This is a genomic window from Oceanimonas sp. AH20CE76 (assembly GCF_039654065.1).
GTDB lineage: Bacteria > Pseudomonadota > Gammaproteobacteria > Enterobacterales > Aeromonadaceae > Oceanimonas > Oceanimonas smirnovii.
In genome coordinates this window covers 2,476,051-2,494,411 of sequence record NZ_CP155481.1, presented here as the reverse complement: position 1 = coordinate 2,494,411, position 18,361 = coordinate 2,476,051, and the positions used below count along the sequence as shown (strand labels likewise).

Here is an 18,361-nt window from a genome sequence, read left to right as displayed (position 1 = left end):
TCATGATTCAGTCTGTCGAGTATACGGGTATGAAAGCCGCGTTCGATACCGATCAGGCTCACATTTCTTAACGATTGCTTAAAGATTGTTCCGGTTGCAGTGCCAGATACATCAGGGCGGTGGTTAATGCATCACCAAAGGCAGTGTGGCGGGCCAGCAATGGCACCCTGAGGTGGGTTGCCATTTGCTCAAAACCCAAATGGGGCTCAATGTCGGGATTTTTACGCAGCTGCCGGCTGCGATAAATGTGAGCCAGTTCAATGTGCCGGTTGGGCAGCTCAAAACCAAGGTGTTCTTTGGTGAGCCGGCTGAGCAGCGCAATATCAAAACGCACATGATAGCCCAGCAGGGGGCGGTTCTGAATAAAGCCCAGCAGCCGCTCCAGGGCCTCTTTCTGAGTCAGGCCGGCGCTCAGGTCCTGATGGCGCAGGCCATGAATACGAATGCTGTCGCCGGTGAGTCTGGGGCTGGCCTGCAGCGTCAGCTCCAGCCGTTGACTGGTGAGCACCCGCCGGCCACAAATGGGCACGGCGGCAATGGTGAGCACATCGGCCCGGCGCGGATCCAGCCCGGTGGTTTCGGTGTCGATAGCAATCACCTCTTCCCCTTTATAAGCTTCAAACAGATGATGCCAGGGGCTGCCGGCAAATTTGCGCGCCAGCCACAAGCGCTTCAGCGGCAGCATTACAGCCCCCTGATCTGAAAATGTACTTCCAGCTTTTGTTTGAACTTCTTTACCACATGCAGGGCGTGACGCAGTAAATCCCGCTGGTGGCGGGGCAGGGTGGCAGGATTGAGCCGCTGGTTCATGCCATCGCCGCCGCTGGCCAGCTGCTGCTCCAGCCTGAGCTGCCAGAACAGGATCAGTGCCGCACTCAGGTTATCGGCCTGCTCGGGCTCAAAAATATGCAGATCGGTCAGCCGGCGAATGCGTTCCAGGGTGTTGGTTTCGGTCACGCTTTGCTCCAGTGCCAGCGCGCGCACGCCCTGCACCACCGGAAAAATGCCGCCGCGTTTAATATCCAGCCCCTTGTCAGATTGCTTGATATCACCAAAAAAGGTCAGCGGGGTATGAAAGCGCAGCGCCTGGCCGGCAAATTCGCTCAGCAGCAGCTCCCGGCCTTTTACCGCCGCCAGCAGGTGTTTCTGAAACTGCCGCACCAAAGACTCGCGGCCGGCTATAAAGTGCGGATCTGCCACTATGGCCAGCTGCATATGGCTTTCCGGGGTGTTGCGGTTCACCCAGCGGTCCAGGCACTGCTGCCAGTCGTCAAGCGGTCTTACCCAGTCGGGATTATTGACCATGACCCGGCCGGGGCAGGGCGGATAACCCAGCCGCTCCAGATAGCGGCTGAATTGTTCGGCCTGGGGCAGTACTTCGGCCGCTGAGAGATCATTATCCAGAATAAGGGCATTGTCCTGATCGGTTTTCAGTACCTGCTCGCTCCTGCCTTCACTGCCCAGCACCATGAGTGCCAGCCGGTCGTGCAGCTCGGGGGCAAAGGCAAACTCAAAGGCCTTGCGCATCAGCTGGCTGTTCAGGCTGGCCAGCAGCTTCATAATAAAGGGCAGACGCACGCCATTGTTATGCAGGTTTTCCACCAGCATGCCGAGGGTGGCAGCCGCCTCGGCCAGCTCGTCTATGTTATCAGCCCGCAATATGCGCAGCCCCAGCACATGAGAGTGGGTGGAAAACTGGCTGAGCAGCTGAGTCATTTCCAGAATACCTGCCAGTTGCTCGCCTTCTTTTACTGCCACCCGCTCAATTTTTTTCTGCACCATCAGCATCAGGGCGTTAAACAAAAAATCGCCCTTTTGCACCGATACCAGGTTAAAGCTGGCCAGCACATGCACCGGCTCGCCGGGGGGCAGCTCATTAAGCACGGCTCCATAAAGCAGATCGGTGCCGGTGAGCATGCCAAAGCTGCCGTCATGGGCCACAATCAGCGATTCGAGGTGATGGGTTTTTAACAGCTGAGTGGCCTGAAAAATCGAGGTCTGACCGTCAATCACCATGGCCGGCTGAATATTGCTGTTGTCGATGCGGGTTAAAATAAATTCCGACAGATTTTTACGGGGCTCGGCGGTTTGCTGGCGGCCTTTGAGATCGTGCTGAAACCAGGCGGCAAAGTCGGAGTTTTCCGTCATCAGGTTAAGAAAGGCCTGGGTAGGCAGCACAAAACACAGGGTTTCTTCCAGCGCCACATAGTCGTGGCGGCATTCGCCGTCGAACTGGCCACGAATATCAAACAAATCGTCCGTGGTGTATTGCGCCAGCACTTCATTACGATCTTTGTGGCGCTCTTCCACCACGCCTTTAAGGATAATATGCAGGCTGTCGATTAGCTGGCCCGGCTCAAGAATGGTTTCACCCCGGCCAAAATAGGCAATATCTGTCTGATCAAGCAGATCCTGGCGTTCGTCCGGGGTCAGAGTATTAAAAGGGGGTTGCTCAAAGTTAAACTTGTCCTGCATATTGGCCTCCGTGCCGCAATCCATTGAGTATTGCAGCCGCAGAGGGCTTTACCAGCCAACTTTGGTCTATAGCAGCAGGGTGTCGGCAAACCAGAGCACAACGGCATAGCGCAACGCCTTGCCAATAAACACCAGCAGGGTAAACAGGGCCAGCCGCACCCGCATAATGCCGGCAATAAAGGTAAGCGCGTCGCCGCCCACCGGTGCCCAGGCCAGCAGCAGTGACCAGACCCCAAAGCGCTGAAACCAGCGCTGGGCCCGATCCAGTTGTTTATCACTGACCGGAAACCAGCGTTTGTGCCGGTAGTGCAGCAGATATTTACCCAGCCACCAGTTGATCATGGAACCAAGCGTGTTGCCCACACTGGCCAGCAGCCATAGCAGCAGAGCCGCATCGGGCTGGCGGGTGAGCACGGCGGCCAGCACCACTTCCGAATAAAAAGGCGCTATGGTGGCCGCCAGCAGACTGCTGCCAAATACTAGTAAATAATCAATCATAGAGGGCTTCGGGCCGGCTTTTTTCGGCGGCACGAACCAGATTGTGAAACAGCCGGCGCTGGCCGGCCAGATAAGGCAGATATTCCGGATGCCACTGCACTCCCAGCAAATAATGGCTGGAGGTGGTTTCAATGGCCTGCACAAAGCCGTCAAGATCTCTGGCGACGACGGCAAGCCCGGTGCCCACTCGGTCAACTGCCTGATGATGCAGGCTGTTTATGCGCCACTGTGGCTGCTGCATCACCCTGCTGAGCCGGCCGTCGCCACAGCCAATGGCGGTTTTGCGCGGCAGCGGTGTGCGCCGGTTGGAGGTGTGCAGGCGCTGTGGCCGAATATCGGCATGCAATGAGCCGCCCAGCACCACGTTAATTAATTGCGCGCCCCGGCAAATACCGAGCAACGGCAGCTTGGTATTGAGCGCATGTTCAATCAGTTCAATTTCAAAGGCGTCCCGCTCCGGATCTGCCGGTGCCCGTCCGGTGTCGGCCCCGTAGAGGGCGGCATCGATGTCGTCACCGCCGCCAATAATCAGCCCCTGCAGTTGATCACGCTTGTGTTTATGCATATTGGCGGGGGTCAGCCGCAGTCCCTGACCACCGGCCAGCCGCAGCGACAGCCGCGTGGCCCACCAGGCCAGGGGCAGGCGGCTGTTGGGGCCGGTGACGCCAATCAGCGCAGCCATGGGCGCACCTTGATACCCCAGGGATCGATAAAGTCGGGTGTGAGCTGATTAAGATGGGCCTGATAAGCCAGGCATACCTGCTCAAGACGGTGTTCGTCATGGGCCAGCCATTCCACCTGCAGCCAGCCGTCCCAGGCGTGTTGTAACGACCAGAGCGGGTTGTCGATATCGGAATTGGGCAGCCGGTAGTGCAGGGTGGGGCGCTTGTTGACCTTGCTGTCCTGTACCACGGACTGTACTTTCTGTTCATTGTGCCAGGCCAGCAACGGCAGCAGATCCATGGCCCGGTTGCGGGTAGGGTTCCAGGCCAGGTAATCCTCAATAAATTGTGTCATGTCAGGCTGATAAGCAGGGCTTATCACTTGTTTGACATAGTCTTTGGGAAAGGCGCGAATATAGGGCGATATTTTGCGGGCAGCCACGATATCTTCGTGGGCGTCAAGCCAGTCGTGCAGGCACAGATAGGCACGGAAATAGCGCAAAATAGTGTGAATGCCGGTGTCGGGCAGCTCGGGGTTAAGATGCAGGCCAAAAGCATAATGCAGGGCGTGGCGGGTGCCCTGGGCACCCAGCTCTCTGAGCCGGCCAAACAACCGGTTGAGCTCATTCAGCCGTGACAGGGGCAGCGGCGGGCAAACCAGCTCCAGCGGTACCAGCTGCAAGGCCAGGCTGCCCAGCAAGTCGGTGGCGGCCTGTTCCAGCTCACCGGGCGGATGCTGTTTTTGCTCCCGGGCCAGCTGTTTAAGATAGTCAAAGTCGAGTTCGGCCCGAAAGCAGCCGTCTTCGGTCAGAATATCGGTTTCATAGTCTGATACCGGCTGAGCCTGGCCCTTAAGAGTGTCGGCCACCACAAAAACCAGCTGCTCCAGCGTAATACCGCTGAGCTCCAGCTCCACGCCCAGCCGGCGCTCTTCACCCTGAGTAGTCGTCAGTTGCGGGGGCATGGCAAGTGGCATCGTTACTCCGCTACGTTGTTGAGATAGTGCAGATCCATGATAAACACCGCCTGCAGCAGGGCAGCCGCGGCAGCATAAAAGCCCTTATGGTCACGCTCGCTGCAACCGGTAACAAACGCAGGCAGCCAGTCAATCAGCAGGGTGTTGGCCAGCTCTCTTTGCTGATCCAGTAGCGCCAGGCGGCCCTTCTCGTCGCCGGCTTCGGCAGCGGTCATTGCCAGGGTACCCATCATTTCCAGCTGGTTACACACATGCAGCGGATCATCATCGGCAAGGCCGGTGCCGTGTTGTTTAAGCAGCATGCTCATTAACAGCAGGTTATCTTGTGATGCTTCACTCAGGTGCTGAGTGTCGAGCAAGGACGGGCTGGCCGTAAGCGCCTGATAACGGCCGGCCAGCGCGTCGTGCTGTGCCTGCTCAGCCTGCTGGCGAAAGGCTTCTGTGGCTTCGGTGAGCGGATCCAGGGTGGCAAGACTGTCAAGAAAGCGGTGCATGTCGTAGCCACCAAAGTCATTGAGGTCGTCTTTGCTGAGGGGGGCGGCAAACAGGGCGGTAAACCAGTGATACAGCTCTGCCCGGCGCTGGGAAGTAACTCTGAACGCTTGCATAATCCCCTTTTACTCGTGATGCGGCCCTGACGGGCGGTAAATCGAAACAATATTCTATCGGGTTTACCGGTCAACGTCATACCCGGTAAAACACTTGATTTGTTAAAATTGAGTTAAACTTTATGTGAAGTTTTCAACATAAATGGTAAAAAAAACGTTGAAGCCGGGCTTCAGGGCTAGGCCGGATTGTCGCTTGGGGGTACAATTTGGCTTTCAGTGACAATCCCCCCATGAGTCAGGAGAGACGGATGTTAAAGCGTGAGATGAATATCGCCGATTATGATCCCCAGCTGTGGCAAGCCATCAGTGATGAAACCGTGCGTCAGGAAGAGCACATTGAGCTGATTGCTTCCGAGAACTACACCAGCCCGCGGGTGATGCAGGCGCAGGGTTCTCAGCTGACCAACAAATACGCCGAAGGCTATCCGGCCAAGCGTTTCTACGGTGGCTGTGAATACGTGGATCAGGTAGAAGAGCTGGCCATAGCGCGTGTCAAAGAGCTGTTTGGCGCCACCTGGGCTAACGTTCAGCCGCACTCCGGCTCTCAGGCCAACTCCGCTGTTTTTCTGGCGCTGGTCAAGCCCGGCGATACCGTGATGGGCATGAACCTGGCTCACGGTGGTCACCTGACTCACGGCTCTCCCGCCAACTTTTCCGGCAAGCTGTATAACATCATTCCCTACGGCATTAACGAGCAGGGCGTGATCGATTATGAAGAAATGGAGCGCCTGGCGGTTGAGCACAAGCCGAAGATGATCATCGGCGGCTTCTCTGCCTTCTCCGGCATTGTAGACTGGGCCCGCATGCGCGAAATTGCCGACAAAGTGGGTGCCTGGTTTATGGTCGACATGGCTCACGTAGCCGGTCTGATTGCCGCCGGTGTTTACCCCAGCCCGCTGCCTCATGCTCATGTGGTGACCTCTACCACCCACAAGACCCTGGCTGGTCCTCGTGGCGGTATTATTCTGTCTGCCGCCAACAACGAAGAGCTGGAAAAGAAACTGAACTCTGCTGTCTTCCCCGGTGGTCAGGGCGGCCCCCTGATGCACGTGATTGCTGCCAAGGCCGTGGCCTTTAAAGAAGCGCTGGAACCCGAGTTCAAGGAATATCAGGCGCAGGTAGTGAAAAACGCCCAGGCCATGGCCGACGAGTTCCAGAAGCGTGGTTTCAAGGTGGTATCCGGCGGCACTCACAACCACCTGTTCCTGCTGGATCTGATCGACAAGGACATCACCGGTAAGGAAGCCGATGCCGCTCTGGGCCGCGCCTTTATTACCGTAAACAAGAACGCCGTGCCCAATGATCCGCGTTCTCCGTTTGTGACCTCCGGCATTCGTATCGGTACTCCTGCCGTTACCCGCCGTGGCTTTAAAGAAGCCGACGTGCGCCAGCTGGCCGGCTGGATCTGCGATGTGCTGAGCAACATCAACGACGACGCCACCATCGCCAGCGTAAAAGAGCAGGTGCTGGACATCTGCCGTCGCCACCCGGTTTACGCGTAACACGCACCGGGATTAGGGACTAAACCCAGGGAGTGGGGAATAGTGAATAGGGAGTAGCAACTCCCCCACTATTCCCCATTCCCGCTTCACAATTCCCTGCTCCCCATTCCCTTCCTTCACAATTCCCCGCTTTTAAAACATCCCCCGCTTCTTTACACTAACAGCCGATTAACAGGCCCTGCGGAGGCTTTATGCACTGCCCCTTTTGTAACGCAACTGAAACCAAGGTCATCGACTCCCGTCTGGTGGGCGATGGCTTGCAGGTGCGCCGGCGGCGGGAGTGCAATGCCTGCAGGGAGCGTTTCACCACCTTTGAAACCGCCGAGCTGGTAATGCCGCGCATTATTAAAAGCAGCGGCATTCGCGAACCCTTTAACGAAGACAAGCTGGAAGCCGGCATGCAGCGGGCGCTGGAAAAGCGTCCGGTGAGCACCGAGGCCATAGAGCAGTCGGTGAGTCGCATCAAGTCGCGGCTGCGGGCTACCGGTGAGCGAGAAGTAAAATCGGAGCTGGTGGGCAACCTGGTGATGGACGAGCTTAAACAGCTCGACAAGGTGGCTTACATTCGTTTTGCATCCGTGTATCGTTGTTTTGAGGATCTGCGTCAGTTTGGCGAAGAAATAGCCCGCCTGGAGCAATAAGTGTTCACACCCCAAGATGCGCACTGGATGGCCAGAGCGCTTGAGCTGGCCCGTCGTGGCCGCTATACCACCAGCCCCAATCCGGCGGTGGGCTGCGTGATCGTGAAAGACGACCACATTGTCGGCGAAGGCTTTCATCAGCGCGCCGGCGGCCCCCATGCGGAAGTGTTTGCCCTGCGGGCCGCCGGTGGTGCTGCCCGAGGTGCCACTGCTTATGTGACCCTGGAGCCCTGCTCTCATTATGGCCGCACGCCTCCCTGTGCTCAGGGCCTTATTGACGCCGGTGTGGCCCGGGTGGTGGCCGCCATGGTGGATCCCAACCCCCAGGTGGCGGGCCGGGGCCTGGCTATGCTGCGCGAGGCGGGCATAGCAGCCGAAGCCGGCCTGATGACCCAGGAAGCGGAAGCGGTGAATGTAGGCTTTTTGCACCGCATGCGCACACGCCGGCCCTTTGTCACCTTAAAGCTTGCCGCCAGCCTGGATGGTCGCACCGCACTGGCCAATGGTGAAAGCAAATGGATCACCGGCCCCGCTGCCCGCCGCGATGTGCAGCGCCACCGGGCGCAAAGCTGCGCCATTCTTTCCGGTGCCGATACCGTATTAATGGACAATGCCGCGCTGAATGTGCGCTGGCAGGAGCTGCCCGGCTCACTGCAGCAACACTACCCCGAAGCTGAGCTGCGCCAGCCGCTGCGCATCATTATTGATACGCAAAACCGCTTGCATGCCGGCCTGCGCCTGTTTGCTCAGCCCGGCCCCATCTTGCTGCTGCGGAGCAAGGTCACCGGTGGTTTTAGCGAGCAAGTAGAAGAATGCCTGCTGCCGTTAAGCGATCATGGCAAGCTGGATCTGGCGTTGCTGCTGGACGAGCTGGGCCGGCGACAGCTGAACCATCTGTGGGTAGAGGCGGGGGCCACGCTTGGGGGCGCGCTGTTTGCGGCCGGACTGGTGAATGAGCTGATTTTGTATCAGGCCCCCATGCTGATGGGCAACCCGGCCCGGGGCCTGCTGGCGCTGCCGGAATTTACCGTCATGAGTCAGCCGCCTCGGCTGGCATGGCAGGACAGCCGCTTTGTGGGTGACGATCTTAAACTGACTGCAAGAGTAACCGACTGATGTTTACCGGTATTGTTGAAGCCACCGGCACCCTGGCCGCCATTGAGCGAAAGAGTGCCTCCTCGGTGATCCGCATTCATTGTCCGGCGTTGGATTTATCTGATGTGGCACTGGGTGATTCCATTGCCACCAACGGCGTGTGCCTCACCGTGACCGAGCTTGGCAAAGATTATTATTGCGCTGATGTTTCGGCAGAAACCATTGCCCGCACCGGCTTTGCCGATTACCAGACGGGGCAGGCGGTCAATCTGGAAAAAGCCCTGTTGCCCACCACCCGCCTGGGCGGCCATCTGGTGTCGGGTCATGTGGATGGCGTGGGACGGATCACCAAAAAAGCCAGGGTAGGATTTGCCATTGAGCTGTGGGTTGACGCACCCGAGGCGCTGGCCCGCTATATTGCCGAAAAAGGCTCCATCACGGTAGATGGCATCAGCCTCACAGTAAATGCGGTATCAGGCGCGGCCTTTAAATTGACGCTGGTACCCCATACATTAAACAACACCACGCTGAATGACTGGCAGGTTGGCCGCAGTGTTAACCTGGAAGTAGATTTGATTGCCCGCTATCTGGAGCGCCTGCTGAGTGCCGATGCGCCGCCAGCGTCCGGCGGGCTGACGCTGGCGACTCTGGCCGCCAGCGGATTTGTAAAGTAAGCGGCTTAGCGAATTAACCAAGGGGAACATCATGGCCTTAAGTAGTACCCAGGAAATCATCGACGACATTCGTCAGGGCAAAATGGTCATTCTGATGGATGACGAAGACAGAGAAAATGAAGGCGATCTGATCATGGCCGCCGAGCATGTGCGTCCGGAAGATATCAATTTTATGGCCAAATATGGTCGTGGCCTGATCTGTCTGACCCTGACCGAAGCCCGTTGTCGTCAGCTCGACATTCCCCAGATGGTGAGCCGCAATACCGAGCAGTTTTCCACCGCCTTTACTGTTTCCATTGAAGCTGCCGAAGGGGTGACTACCGGGATTTCTGCTGCCGACCGTGCCCGCACTGTGCAGGCCGCCGTGGCCCAGAATGCCAAACCCGCCGATCTGGTGCAGCCCGGCCATATTTTTCCGCTCAAGGCGCAGAATGGCGGCGTGCTGACCCGTGCCGGTCATACCGAAGCGGGCTGCGACCTGGCCCGTCTGGCCGGCGTGGAGCCGGCAGCGGTGATTGTGGAAATTCTGAACGAAGACGGCACCATGGCCCGCCGTCCTGATCTGGAAAAATTTGCCGAGCAGCATGGCATCAAGCTGGGCACCATTGCCGATCTGATCGAGTACCGCAACCAGAACGAAACCACCATTGAACAGGTAGCCCGCTGCAAACTGCCCACCGAGCACGGTGAGTTCGAGCTGGTCACTTTCCGCGATACCATCGACAATCAGGTGCACTTTGCCCTGCGCAAGGGCGAGATTAAGGCCGACCAGCCGGCGCTGGTGCGGGTGCATATTCACGATATGCTCACCGATGTGCTGATGACCGACCGTCACGCCGCCCGCACCTGGCCGCTGGACAAGTCGATGGCGCGCATTGCCGATGAAGGCGGTGTGCTGGTGATCCTGGGCAAAGAAGAAACCCCGGATCATCTGCTGTCTGTGGTGCGTATGTTTGAAGCAGCCGACAAGGGAGAGCGTCCGGAAGGAGCCAAGCGGCAGGGCTCTTCCCGCCGTGTGGGCGTGGGCTCGCAGATTTTGCGCGCCATGGGCGTGGGCAAGATGCGCCTGCTCAGTTCACCCAAGCGTTATCATGCGCTGTCGGGTTTTGGTCTGGAAGTGGTGGAATACGTCACCGAGTAAGCTGCCCCTTTGTATTTGAGTTTGTGTGAAAAAAGGTCAACAATACCGGACTCTGACGCGCTCAAATATCAAAGCAGGCAATTATGGCCATCTGGGGAAAAGGACTTCGGGCAAAATCGATTTTTGCTTTACTGCTGGTGTGTATGCTGGCCTTTATTCCGGCAATCGGGATTGGCTGGCAGCTGCTCAGTGGCATTCAGGAGCACTTTGGCCGTGCCTATGCAGAAAACTTTACCCGGCTTAACCGCCAGAAGGTGCTGGTGCCACTCACCCGTGAGCTGGCGCTGGCACAGCGTTTTGCCAACTCGGTACTGACCCGTGAATGGCTTGCCAGCGGGAATAATCAGACCCTGTTTATTCGTGAAGCCGAAGGCTTCGCGAATGAATTCAGCAGCGGATCCTGGTTTCTGGTCAGTGCCGACTCGCTGAATTATTACTACCGCGCCCCCAATGTGCCGTTCGGTGCCTTGCCCAAATATCGTCTGCAACCCGATAACAACGCTGATCAGTGGTTTTTTAATTTGCTGACCGCGCCTTCACCGTTAAGCATTAATGTCAATCATGACCAGACCCTGGGCGTGACCCGCGTGTGGCTGAATGTGCGGGTAGAGCAAAACGGCACGCCCCTGGGGCTGGCAGGCACCGGCCTGGAGCTGAGCGGTTTTATCAATGACTTTATTGCCGTTGAGGAAAAAGGGGTGGTGCCCATGATCCTGGACGGAGCGGGGCGTTTTCAGGCTCATGCCGACACCGGGCTTATCTCCTTTGGCTCGGCGGCGGGCATCAGCAGCAATGGCGTTACCCTGTTTGATATGCTCGACTCGGCACAAGATGACGAGCAGCTCTCCGGTTTGCTGGCCAGCGCTAAAAGCCAGCCCGATGAAGTGGCCATGGGCTGGGTGACGCTGGATGGCAAACGCCAGCTGCTGGCCATCAGTTATATTCCCGAGCTCGACTGGTATTTGACCACCGCCATGGATCTGGGGCTGGCGCAGATCATTCAGCCGGGCCTGTTTAATGCTGCCCTGCTGGGGCTGGTATTGATCCTGGCTATTTTACTGCTGGGCCTGGCTTATGGCGTAGACAGGGTAGTGCTGACGCCGCTGCGCCGGCTGCAGGGCTCGGCCAGTGCCATTGCCAGCGGTAGTTATGAGGTGTCGCTGCCGGCCCCTTCCAGTGACGAAATTGGCGATCTCAGCCGTGCCTTTGGCGTGATGGCCAATAAGGTGCGCAGCCATACCGAAGAGCTGGAGCAAAAAGTACAAAGCCGCACTGAAGAGCTGGAAAAAGCCAACCGGCAGATGCGCCAGGCTCATCAGCTGATTAATGATTCCATCGACTACGCCAGCCTGATCCAAAAAGCCATTTTGCCCGACCGCCAGCTGACCCGCACCCTGGGAGAAGATCATTTTGTGCTGTGGCATCCGCGGGACGTGGTGGGCGGTGATTTTTACTTGTTTCAGCCCGGTGAGCAGGGCCGCTTTCTGGTGGGTGTGGTGGACTGTGCCGGCCATGGCGTGGCAGGCGCGCTGATGACCATGCTGGGGCGGGCCGCGCTGGATCATGCGGTGCGTGAGCACGGTATTGAATCCCCGGCGGCCATTTTACAGCTGGCAGACCATACCCTGAGGGGCATGCTGCAAGACACGGAGCTGCCACGGGGGCTGGCCACCACCATGGATGCCGGCCTGGTATATGTGGATCCGGTGGCAGGCCAGCTGGTGTTCAGCGGAGCCAAGATGTCACTTTATATCAGTAACGGTGACGAAGTGGCGGAGCACAAGGGCCTGCGCCGTTGCCTGCTGGATCGGCGGCCGGGCACGTTTGAAGATCTGACATTGCCGGTGCATCGCGACGAGGTGTATTACCTGGCTACAGACGGCTACCTGGATCAGGCCGGTGGTGTAAAGGGCTTTGGGCTGGGCAGCAGCCGCTTTCATGAATTGCTGCGTACTCATGCGCAGCTGCCGCTGAGCGAGCAGGCCGAGATGCTGAAACAGGCACTGGATGAATACCGGGGCAGTCATGCTCAGCGGGATGATATTACCCTGCTGGCATTCCGTATGGATGCTAACCAATAAGGAGTTGCCGATGAATGGCATAGATCTGCTGTCGATTCGCGAGCAGTTTAATCAAAATCATATACTGTTGTGTTTTAACGGCCCCATTTCCCGCAGTTTGATTGAGGAAATTGGCAAGGCCCTGCGTAATTATCTGCAGGCTGATAACGCCCAGCCCGGTGCCGCCATGGATGTGTTTGGTGTCTATATTGAACTGACTCAGAATATTCGCCATTACGCCAGCCGGCTGAACTATAACGAGCAGGAAGGATCCGCCACCGTTGTGGTAGCACGGGATGAGGCCGGTCATTACAATGTGATGGCAGGCAACCTGGTGGAGATGGCCGACGGCGAGCGTATTTGTCAGCGGATTGATGAGCTGGCCACCATGGACAAGCAAGGCCTTAAAGCTGCCTATAAAACTCAGCTGCGTGCTCCCCGTGATTCAGACGGCGTGAGTGGTGCCGGCCTTGGCCTGCTTGACGTCGCTCGTAAATCAGCAGCACCAATGACGGCAAGGCTGGTTAGAATAAGCGAGCAGCGTGGCTTTTTAAGTATTTTGGCGGTGGTATAACTATGCAAACGGAACTGGCGATGAACACACTGACAATCACCGGCACAGATGCAACGCCGGACATTAGCTGTGATCCGGCACGGGGTATTGTTGTGATGCGGGGCGACTCTTACCCTGAAAACTCCTTTGAGTTTTTTCAGGATGTGATCAACTGGATTGAGCAATATCTGAGAGACAGCGAGCAGGCGCTGCAGCTGCAATTGCATCTGGCCTATATGAACACCAGCAGCGTGAAGGCCATGATGGACATCTTCGACATGCTGGAAGCTGCCTTTGACAAGCAGCGTGAGGTAAGTGTGCAATGGTTTTTTGATCCCGATAATGAGCGGGTTGAAGAGCTGGCCGAAGAATTCAAGGAAGACTGTACTTTCCCCTTTGAGGTGTTGCCTCATGGCTGAACTGCCTTCAGCAGAAGAGCTTGAGCGGCTGCTGGCTGATCCTGAGCATCAGCACAACCCTTTGCTGCCGGTGGTGGCCGCGCTGGCGGAACAAAACCGTGAGCAGGCCAGAAAGCTGGAGCGGCTGATGCGCATTGCCGACAGCAGCTATGGTGTGGCCGTCACCCGTAATCAGGATCTGCTGCAGCAGTATGAGCGCCAGCTGAAACGGCTGGATAAAATCACCCGTATTTCTGATCGCTATCAGCGCAATCTGATTGAGCTGAACGAGCAGCTGCGTGATGCGGCGTTAAAAGACCCGCTTACCGGCCTGGCCAACCGCCGGCAGCTGATGGAACGCCTGCATGACGAGCAGGCCCGTTGTGGCCGGGGGCAGCCGGCGTTTACTCTGGCCATGATCGACGTTGATCTGTTCAAGCGTATTAATGATAACCACGGTCACGACACGGGTGATATTGTGCTGTGCCAGCTGGCTGATACCATTTGCGCCGAGCTGCGCTCGCAGGACTTGTGTACCCGCTGGGGCGGGGAAGAATTTATGCTGTTGCTGCCCCATACCGGGCTGTCACAGGCAGAAGTGCTGCTGCAACGTATAATGACAGTGGTAAAAGCGCTGCGGTTTGAAAAATTACCCGATCTGCGTCTGACCATCAGCGCAGGGATTGCGGAATATTGCCCTTCCGAGGCGCTGGATAATACCATTCGCCGTGCCGATAACGGCCTGATTGCCGCCAAACAGGCCGGCCGCGACCGGCTGGTTATATCTGAACCACCCCATCAGGATTGATCCCACAGTAAGGAATAACATGAACATTCAGCAACTGCAGAGCAAACTGGCCGATGCGCCGGAGACCATTGAGTTTGCCGAGGTAATAGCGCTTATCGACGATCTGTACGAGTTTCATCCGGTGGCTTTTACCAATGGCGAACAGCACAACGATGCCGGCCAGAACAACGGCTCCTGCAAGCTGTTTGCCTTTGCCCGCCTGCAGGGTTTTGACGAGCAGGAAACGCTGGCCTGTTTTGGAGCTTTTTATCGCGACGACGTGCTGGGCAACCCCCACGGCGACGACCACCAGAACATTCGTAACTTTATGAAAACCGGCTGGCTGGGCATAGAGTTTCAGGGCGATGCACTGATCGCGAAATAACCCCTTCAGGGCGCTGGAAGCTGAAAGCCAGAAGCGGGAAGCAGGCAACACCATTGTCACACGAAGCAGCAGCGGGGATTGCCGTAGCCGACCATTAAATGCCATGGATAGCATTTTCGAGCGCCCCATGGAAGGGCTCGAAGCGTGTCGGCGGAGTGCAACCGCGCTGCTGCTTCGCACCGAGCCTGGCAGATTCAGGCTTTATACGCCTTTCGGTTTCGATACCATTCATACAGGGCCCGGCTGCGAAAGCTGAGCAGGGCCAGCAAAATCAGCAGGCAGCCCAGCACCTTTTGTGGTGGCATGGGCTCGTGATACCAGAACACGCTGATCAATACCGTCCATACCGGCTCCAGCATCATAATCAGCGCCGCATTGGCCACGTTGCTGAACTTTTGCCCTGCACTCTGACAGAAAAAGCGCAGCGAAGTGGCCAGCAGAACGCTGGCAGCAAACCAGCCCCAGATATGAGTGGGAATGCGCTCTGGCCACTGCTCGAACAACGCAGAATAACCCAGGTGCATCACACCGGTGACCGCCAGCTGCACGCAGGTAAGCGCCATGGGGTCTACCCGACGGGCAAAACGGCTGTTCAGGCAAAAATAGAGCGCCAGCGACATGGACGCCAGCAAAAACAGCAGCTGCCCGAGCGACAGCGACAAGCCATTACCTGAGGTAAGCAGAAACAAGCCGGAAATGGCAATGGGCAGGGCAATCCAGAACTGACGGGCAGGCCGCTCACGAAATATCAGCCAGGCCAGGGGCGGCACTATCAGCATGGCCAGGCTCATAATAAAGGCCCCTTCACCAATGCCGTCGCTGTGCATCACCGCCTGAATCCAGAAAATCAGGTTCAGGGTCATCACCAGGCCAATGGCCGCACTTTTCAGCAGGTTGGCCGGCGAGGTGGCCCGCAATGCGCGATGACAAAACGGCAGCAAAATCAGCGCCGCCAGCAGAAAGCGCCAGCCCACAAAACCCGCCGGGGGCAGGGCGGTAATGGCTTCCTTGGAGAATAACCAGCCCGCCGAGGCCAGCAAAGTGGCGGTTAATATCAGTAAATCGCCGCGCCGTTCCACCAGCATAAACACCTCGTTATATAACCATGAATTCGTCCAGCCGGCCGGCTGGCGTAAAAGTTACTAATGTAAGTGATTTACCGTGCCTTGCACACCATGCTGTTTTATTGCGACTGCGGCGGAGGAGCGTGTTGAAGGCTTTTGTCAATCGCCGATTGTGCTAGAATGTGCGCACTTTTCTGCAAACAAGGATTCCCATGAAGGTAATCGAAGGGCTGATGGCCGCACCCGAGGCCAAAGTGGCCATAGTGGTGGCCCGCTTCAACAGCTTTATCAACGACAGCCTGGTGGCCGGTGCTCTGGATGTGCTCAAGCGTCAGGGCCAGGTTAAGGATGACAACATCACTCTGGTACGGGTACCGGGTGCGGTAGAAATTGCCCTGGCGTGTAAAAAGCTGGCAAAAACCGGCAAATACGATGCCATTGTGGCCTTGGGCTGCGTGATCCGCGGCGGCACCTATCACTTTGATCTGGTAGCCAACGAAAACAGCAAGACCATGAGCAGCGTGATGATGGATTATGAAATCCCGGTTGCGTTTGGCGTGCTGACTACCGAAAACATTGAACAAGCCATCGAGCGCGCCGGCACCAAGGCGGGTAACAAGGGCGCGGAAGCGGCCCTGAGCGCGCTGGAAATGATTAACGTCCTGCAACAGCTGGACTGAGAGGAGTACTGCATTGAAACCGTCTGAACGCCGCAAGGCCCGCCGACTCGCTACCCAGGCCATTTATCAGTGGCAGATGAATAAAGACAATGTGGCCAACATTGCCGAACAGTTTGCCCTGGAACAAGAAACCAAGGGTGTAGACATGGATTATTTCCGTGATCTGCTGTTTGGTGTGTCTGTGCACACCACTGAACTGGACAGCGTATTTTCACCTTACCTGTCGCGCCCGCTGGCTGAGCTTGATGTGGTAGACAAGGCGGTGCTGAGGTTGGCCTGCTACGAGCTGACCCGGCGTGACGACGTGCCATATCGGGTCGTGATTAACGAAGCCATTGAACTGGCCAAGGCGTTTGCCGCCGAAGACAGTCACAAGTTCGTTAATGGCGTGCTCGACAAGGTCGTCAAGCAGTTGAAAAAATAACAAGATGCACCGGGAAAAAGCCAGCTGACGCTGGCTTTTCATTTTTTATGAATGAGTTTGAAATAATAAAACAATATTTTACCGGGCACAGCGGTCGCAAGGATGTGATCATGGGCCCGGGCGACGACTGCGCCCTGCTGCAGATGCAGCCCAATACCACCCTGGCGGTAAGCACCGATACCCTGGTGGCCAATGTGCATTTCTTTGCCGACATGGATCCGGTGGCGCTGGGCCACAGAGCGCTGGCGGTCAATCTGTCCGATCTGGCGGCAATGGGGGCCGATCCTTGCTGGGTGTCGCTGGCGCTGACCCTGCCTGAGGTGAACGAAGCCTGGCTGAAAGGCTTTTGCGAAGGCTTTTTTGAGCTGGCGGAATATTACAACGTGGCGCTGGTGGGCGGCGACATGACCAAAGGACCGCTGTCGATCACGGTAACGGTGCACGGCTCTTTGCCCGAAGGCAAAGCCCTGCGTCGTAACGGTGCCAAAGCCGGTGACGGCATTTATGTGACCGGCACGCTTGGCGATGCGGCCCTGGGGCTGCAGCAGCAGCTGGGTAACATTACCGTGGCCGAGCCCCATCAGGCCTTTGTGCGTACCAAGTTCGAGCATCCGCACCCGCGCATTCTGGCCGGGCAGGCATTGCGGGACATTGCCTCCAGCGCGCTGGACTTGTCTGATGGCTTGCTGGGCGACCTGGCCCACATTACCACGGCGTCTGATCTGCGTGCCCAGCTTGAGCTGGAGCAGCTGCCGTTAAGCCAGGCCATGACCGAGACGGTATCACGGGAGCAGGCCTGGCAGCTGGCACTGACCGGCGGCGATGACTATGAGCTGTGCTTTACCGTGCCGGAAATGCACCGGGGCCAGCTGGAAACCGCCCTGGCGCACTGTGGCGTTAAATTTACCCGCATTGGCCGTATGGTGGCGGGTGAGTCTGGCGTGGAGCTGACTGCCGATGGCAAGCCTTACCAGCTGGAAGCCAGAAGCTGGGATCACTTTCGGAGTGGCGAATGAGAAAGCCGGAGCTGGCAGCGCTGAAGCTGTCTAACCCGCTGCATCTGCTGGCGCTGGGCTTTGGCTCGGGATTAAGCCCGATCATGCCCGGCACCATGGGCACACTGGCGGCCATTCCGTTTTATTTGCTGATGACCGGCCTGCCGCTGTGGTTGTATGTGGCCTTGCTGGTCATCGGTTTTGTGGCCGGCATTAAAATCTGCAATGCCGCCACCAGCGCCATTGGCCGGCACGATCACGGTGCCATTGTGTGGGATGAGTTTATTGGCTTTGGCATCACCATGCTGGCGGCCCCCTCCGGCTGGACGTGGATTGCCATCGGCTTTGTGCTGTTCCGCTTCTTTGACATGGTCAAACCCTGGCCCATCAGCTGGTTCGACCGCCGCGTGCACGGCGGCTTTGGCATTATGCTGGACGATGTGATCGCCGGCCTGTTCGCCCTGGTCTGCCTGCAAGGCCTGGCTTTACTGCAGTTGTAAGCCGTCAGCCGTCAGCGATAAGTTGAAATGTTGGGACTCGTCCCAACCCCCTGATCGCTGACGGCTGTGTTTTCCCCTGTTTTGTTTCTTGCCCTCCTGATTTATCTTCGTGTAAAGATTTAGTCATTTCTGCTGAAAACATGACCCATGTCTATTCAATCAGTCTTGGTTTTTGGCTTAATACCAGATTAGAATGCGCCAGTATGTTATGTATTTGTTGCAATAATAATTCCGTTTAAGGAT

General features: G+C 57.2%; 21 protein-coding genes. 14 read left to right on the top strand and 7 right to left on the bottom strand.

Annotated elements, in window-relative coordinates; translation table 11 throughout:
• Positions 1 to 67 precede the first annotated feature (67 nt).
• From N2M06_RS12185 to N2M06_RS12160, 6 genes are all read right to left on the bottom strand, one after another.
• A complete protein-coding gene (locus N2M06_RS12185; RefSeq protein ID WP_346350881.1) occupies positions 68 to 685 on the bottom strand; it encodes a 3'-5' exonuclease in 618 nt (205 codons plus the stop codon).
• The gene (locus tag N2M06_RS12180; RefSeq protein WP_346350880.1) at positions 685 to 2,475 is read right to left on the bottom strand and encodes a putative nucleotidyltransferase substrate binding domain-containing protein; all 1,791 of its coding nucleotides are present in this window, start codon (positions 2,473 to 2,475) and stop codon (positions 685 to 687) included. Before N2M06_RS12180 ends, N2M06_RS12185 begins: the two co-directional genes overlap by 1 nt.
• Before the next feature lie 66 nt (positions 2,476 to 2,541).
• Positions 2,542 to 2,973 (bottom strand): YqaA family protein, encoded by a 432-nt coding sequence (locus N2M06_RS12175; protein WP_019935925.1) that lies wholly within the window; start codon positions 2,971 to 2,973, stop codon positions 2,542 to 2,544.
• A complete protein-coding gene (locus tag N2M06_RS12170) occupies positions 2,966 to 3,655 on the bottom strand; it encodes a type 1 glutamine amidotransferase (protein ID WP_346350879.1) in 690 nt (229 codons plus the stop codon). The genes N2M06_RS12175 and N2M06_RS12170 overlap by 8 nt, the downstream gene beginning before the upstream one ends.
• Positions 3,643 to 4,611 (bottom strand): amidoligase family protein, encoded by a 969-nt coding sequence (locus tag N2M06_RS12165; protein ID WP_317075803.1) that lies wholly within the window; start codon positions 4,609 to 4,611, stop codon positions 3,643 to 3,645. Before N2M06_RS12165 ends, N2M06_RS12170 begins: the two co-directional genes overlap by 13 nt.
• Positions 4,612 to 4,613: 2 nt before the next feature.
• Positions 4,614 to 5,219 carry a molecular chaperone TorD family protein gene (locus tag N2M06_RS12160; RefSeq protein ID WP_346350878.1) on the bottom strand — a complete coding sequence of 202 codons (606 nt, stop codon included), beginning with the start codon at positions 5,217 to 5,219 and terminating at the stop codon, positions 4,614 to 4,616.
• A 248-nt stretch (positions 5,220 to 5,467) separates the two neighbouring features.
• On the opposite strand from N2M06_RS12160, the gene glyA reads away from it, so the two are divergent.
• From glyA to N2M06_RS12110, 10 genes are all read left to right on the top strand, one after another.
• Entirely contained in the window at positions 5,468 to 6,721 is a 1,254-nt protein-coding gene (gene glyA, locus N2M06_RS12155; protein WP_019935929.1) for a serine hydroxymethyltransferase, read from the top strand.
• Positions 6,722 to 6,912: 191 nt separating this feature from the next.
• Positions 6,913 to 7,362: a transcriptional regulator NrdR gene (gene nrdR, locus N2M06_RS12150; RefSeq protein WP_019935930.1), complete on the top strand. Its 450-nt coding sequence runs from the start codon at positions 6,913 to 6,915 to the stop codon at positions 7,360 to 7,362.
• Positions 7,363 to 8,478 carry a bifunctional diaminohydroxyphosphoribosylaminopyrimidine deaminase/5-amino-6-(5-phosphoribosylamino)uracil reductase RibD gene (gene ribD / locus N2M06_RS12145; RefSeq protein WP_346350877.1) on the top strand — a complete coding sequence of 372 codons (1,116 nt, stop codon included), beginning with the start codon at positions 7,363 to 7,365 and terminating at the stop codon, positions 8,476 to 8,478.
• Positions 8,478 to 9,131, top strand: coding sequence for a riboflavin synthase (locus N2M06_RS12140; protein WP_346350876.1), 654 nt, complete (start codon positions 8,478 to 8,480; stop codon positions 9,129 to 9,131). The genes ribD and N2M06_RS12140 overlap by 1 nt, the downstream gene beginning before the upstream one ends.
• 31 nt (positions 9,132 to 9,162) lie before the next feature.
• A complete protein-coding gene (ribBA, locus tag N2M06_RS12135; RefSeq protein WP_346350875.1) occupies positions 9,163 to 10,272 on the top strand; it encodes a bifunctional 3,4-dihydroxy-2-butanone-4-phosphate synthase/GTP cyclohydrolase II in 1,110 nt (369 codons plus the stop codon).
• An 83-nt stretch (positions 10,273 to 10,355) separates the two neighbouring features.
• Positions 10,356 to 12,353 (top strand): biofilm regulation protein phosphatase SiaA, encoded by a 1,998-nt coding sequence (gene siaA / locus N2M06_RS12130; protein WP_346350874.1) that lies wholly within the window; start codon positions 10,356 to 10,358, stop codon positions 12,351 to 12,353.
• 10 nt (positions 12,354 to 12,363) lie between these two features.
• Positions 12,364 to 12,906 carry a biofilm regulation protein kinase SiaB gene (gene siaB / locus N2M06_RS12125; protein ID WP_317075808.1) on the top strand — a complete coding sequence of 181 codons (543 nt, stop codon included), beginning with the start codon at positions 12,364 to 12,366 and terminating at the stop codon, positions 12,904 to 12,906.
• Positions 12,907 to 12,926: 20 nt separating this feature from the next.
• On the top strand, positions 12,927 to 13,304 hold the full coding sequence (gene siaC, locus N2M06_RS12120; protein ID WP_019935936.1) for a biofilm regulation phosphoprotein SiaC: 378 nt from the start codon (positions 12,927 to 12,929) through the stop codon (positions 13,302 to 13,304).
• Positions 13,297 to 14,091, top strand: coding sequence for a biofilm regulation diguanylate cyclase SiaD (siaD, locus tag N2M06_RS12115; RefSeq protein WP_346350873.1), 795 nt, complete (start codon positions 13,297 to 13,299; stop codon positions 14,089 to 14,091). The genes siaC and siaD overlap by 8 nt, the downstream gene beginning before the upstream one ends.
• A gap of 19 nt (positions 14,092 to 14,110) precedes the next feature.
• Entirely contained in the window at positions 14,111 to 14,455 is a 345-nt protein-coding gene (locus tag N2M06_RS12110) for a HopJ type III effector protein (protein ID WP_346350872.1), read from the top strand.
• A gap of 194 nt (positions 14,456 to 14,649) precedes the next feature.
• On the opposite strand, the gene N2M06_RS12105 is transcribed toward N2M06_RS12110, so the two are convergent.
• Complete coding sequence (locus tag N2M06_RS12105; protein ID WP_346350871.1) at positions 14,650 to 15,540, bottom strand: EamA family transporter; 891 nt, start codon at positions 15,538 to 15,540, stop codon at positions 14,650 to 14,652.
• A gap of 191 nt (positions 15,541 to 15,731) precedes the next feature.
• Between N2M06_RS12105 and ribE the strand changes: the two genes are divergently transcribed.
• The 4 genes from ribE (at position 15,732) to N2M06_RS12085 (ending at position 18,118) form a co-directional block, all read left to right on the top strand.
• Positions 15,732 to 16,199: a 6,7-dimethyl-8-ribityllumazine synthase gene (ribE, locus tag N2M06_RS12100; RefSeq protein ID WP_014291642.1), complete on the top strand. Its 468-nt coding sequence runs from the start codon at positions 15,732 to 15,734 to the stop codon at positions 16,197 to 16,199.
• A 13-nt stretch (positions 16,200 to 16,212) separates the two neighbouring features.
• Positions 16,213 to 16,623, top strand: a complete 411-nt coding sequence (nusB, locus tag N2M06_RS12095) for a transcription antitermination factor NusB (protein ID WP_019935940.1) — start codon at positions 16,213 to 16,215, stop codon at positions 16,621 to 16,623.
• A gap of 110 nt (positions 16,624 to 16,733) precedes the next feature.
• Positions 16,734 to 17,639 (top strand): thiamine-phosphate kinase, encoded by a 906-nt coding sequence (gene thiL / locus N2M06_RS12090; protein ID WP_346350870.1) that lies wholly within the window; start codon positions 16,734 to 16,736, stop codon positions 17,637 to 17,639.
• The gene (locus N2M06_RS12085; RefSeq protein WP_346350869.1) at positions 17,636 to 18,118 is read left to right on the top strand and encodes a phosphatidylglycerophosphatase A; all 483 of its coding nucleotides are present in this window, start codon (positions 17,636 to 17,638) and stop codon (positions 18,116 to 18,118) included. The genes thiL and N2M06_RS12085 overlap by 4 nt, the downstream gene beginning before the upstream one ends.
• The last annotated feature ends 243 nt before the right edge of the window (positions 18,119 to 18,361 follow it).

Bases quoted from the DNA above. Each gene is read 5' to 3' on its own strand.
- N2M06_RS12170 (WP_346350879.1), bottom strand. From the start codon at position 3,655: ATGGCTGCGCTGATTGGCGTCACCGGCCCCAACAGCCGCCTGCCCCTG.
- N2M06_RS12165 (WP_317075803.1), bottom strand. From the start codon at position 4,611: ATGCCACTTGCCATGCCCCCGCAACTGACGACTACTCAGGGTGAAGAG.
- N2M06_RS12180 (WP_346350880.1), bottom strand. From the start codon at position 2,475: ATGCAGGACAAGTTTAACTTTGAGCAACCCCCTTTTAATACTCTGACC.
- N2M06_RS12085 (WP_346350869.1), top strand. From the start codon at position 17,636: ATGAGAAAGCCGGAGCTGGCAGCGCTGAAGCTGTCTAACCCGCTGCAT.
- N2M06_RS12185 (WP_346350881.1), bottom strand. From the start codon at position 685: ATGCTGCCGCTGAAGCGCTTGTGGCTGGCGCGCAAATTTGCCGGCAGC.
- N2M06_RS12175 (WP_019935925.1), bottom strand. From the start codon at position 2,973: ATGATTGATTATTTACTAGTATTTGGCAGCAGTCTGCTGGCGGCCACC.
- N2M06_RS12110 (WP_346350872.1), top strand. From the start codon at position 14,111: ATGAACATTCAGCAACTGCAGAGCAAACTGGCCGATGCGCCGGAGACC.
- glyA (WP_019935929.1), top strand. From the start codon at position 5,468: ATGTTAAAGCGTGAGATGAATATCGCCGATTATGATCCCCAGCTGTGG.
- ribBA (WP_346350875.1), top strand. From the start codon at position 9,163: ATGGCCTTAAGTAGTACCCAGGAAATCATCGACGACATTCGTCAGGGC.
- thiL (WP_346350870.1), top strand. From the start codon at position 16,734: ATGGGCCCGGGCGACGACTGCGCCCTGCTGCAGATGCAGCCCAATACC.
- siaB (WP_317075808.1), top strand. From the start codon at position 12,364: ATGAATGGCATAGATCTGCTGTCGATTCGCGAGCAGTTTAATCAAAAT.
- ribE (WP_014291642.1), top strand. From the start codon at position 15,732: ATGAAGGTAATCGAAGGGCTGATGGCCGCACCCGAGGCCAAAGTGGCC.
- siaA (WP_346350874.1), top strand. From the start codon at position 10,356: ATGGCCATCTGGGGAAAAGGACTTCGGGCAAAATCGATTTTTGCTTTA.
- N2M06_RS12160 (WP_346350878.1), bottom strand. From the start codon at position 5,219: ATGCAAGCGTTCAGAGTTACTTCCCAGCGCCGGGCAGAGCTGTATCAC.
- siaD (WP_346350873.1), top strand. From the start codon at position 13,297: ATGGCTGAACTGCCTTCAGCAGAAGAGCTTGAGCGGCTGCTGGCTGAT.
- nrdR (WP_019935930.1), top strand. From the start codon at position 6,913: ATGCACTGCCCCTTTTGTAACGCAACTGAAACCAAGGTCATCGACTCC.
- N2M06_RS12105 (WP_346350871.1), bottom strand. From the start codon at position 15,540: ATGCTGGTGGAACGGCGCGGCGATTTACTGATATTAACCGCCACTTTG.
- N2M06_RS12140 (WP_346350876.1), top strand. From the start codon at position 8,478: ATGTTTACCGGTATTGTTGAAGCCACCGGCACCCTGGCCGCCATTGAG.
- siaC (WP_019935936.1), top strand. From the start codon at position 12,927: ATGAACACACTGACAATCACCGGCACAGATGCAACGCCGGACATTAGC.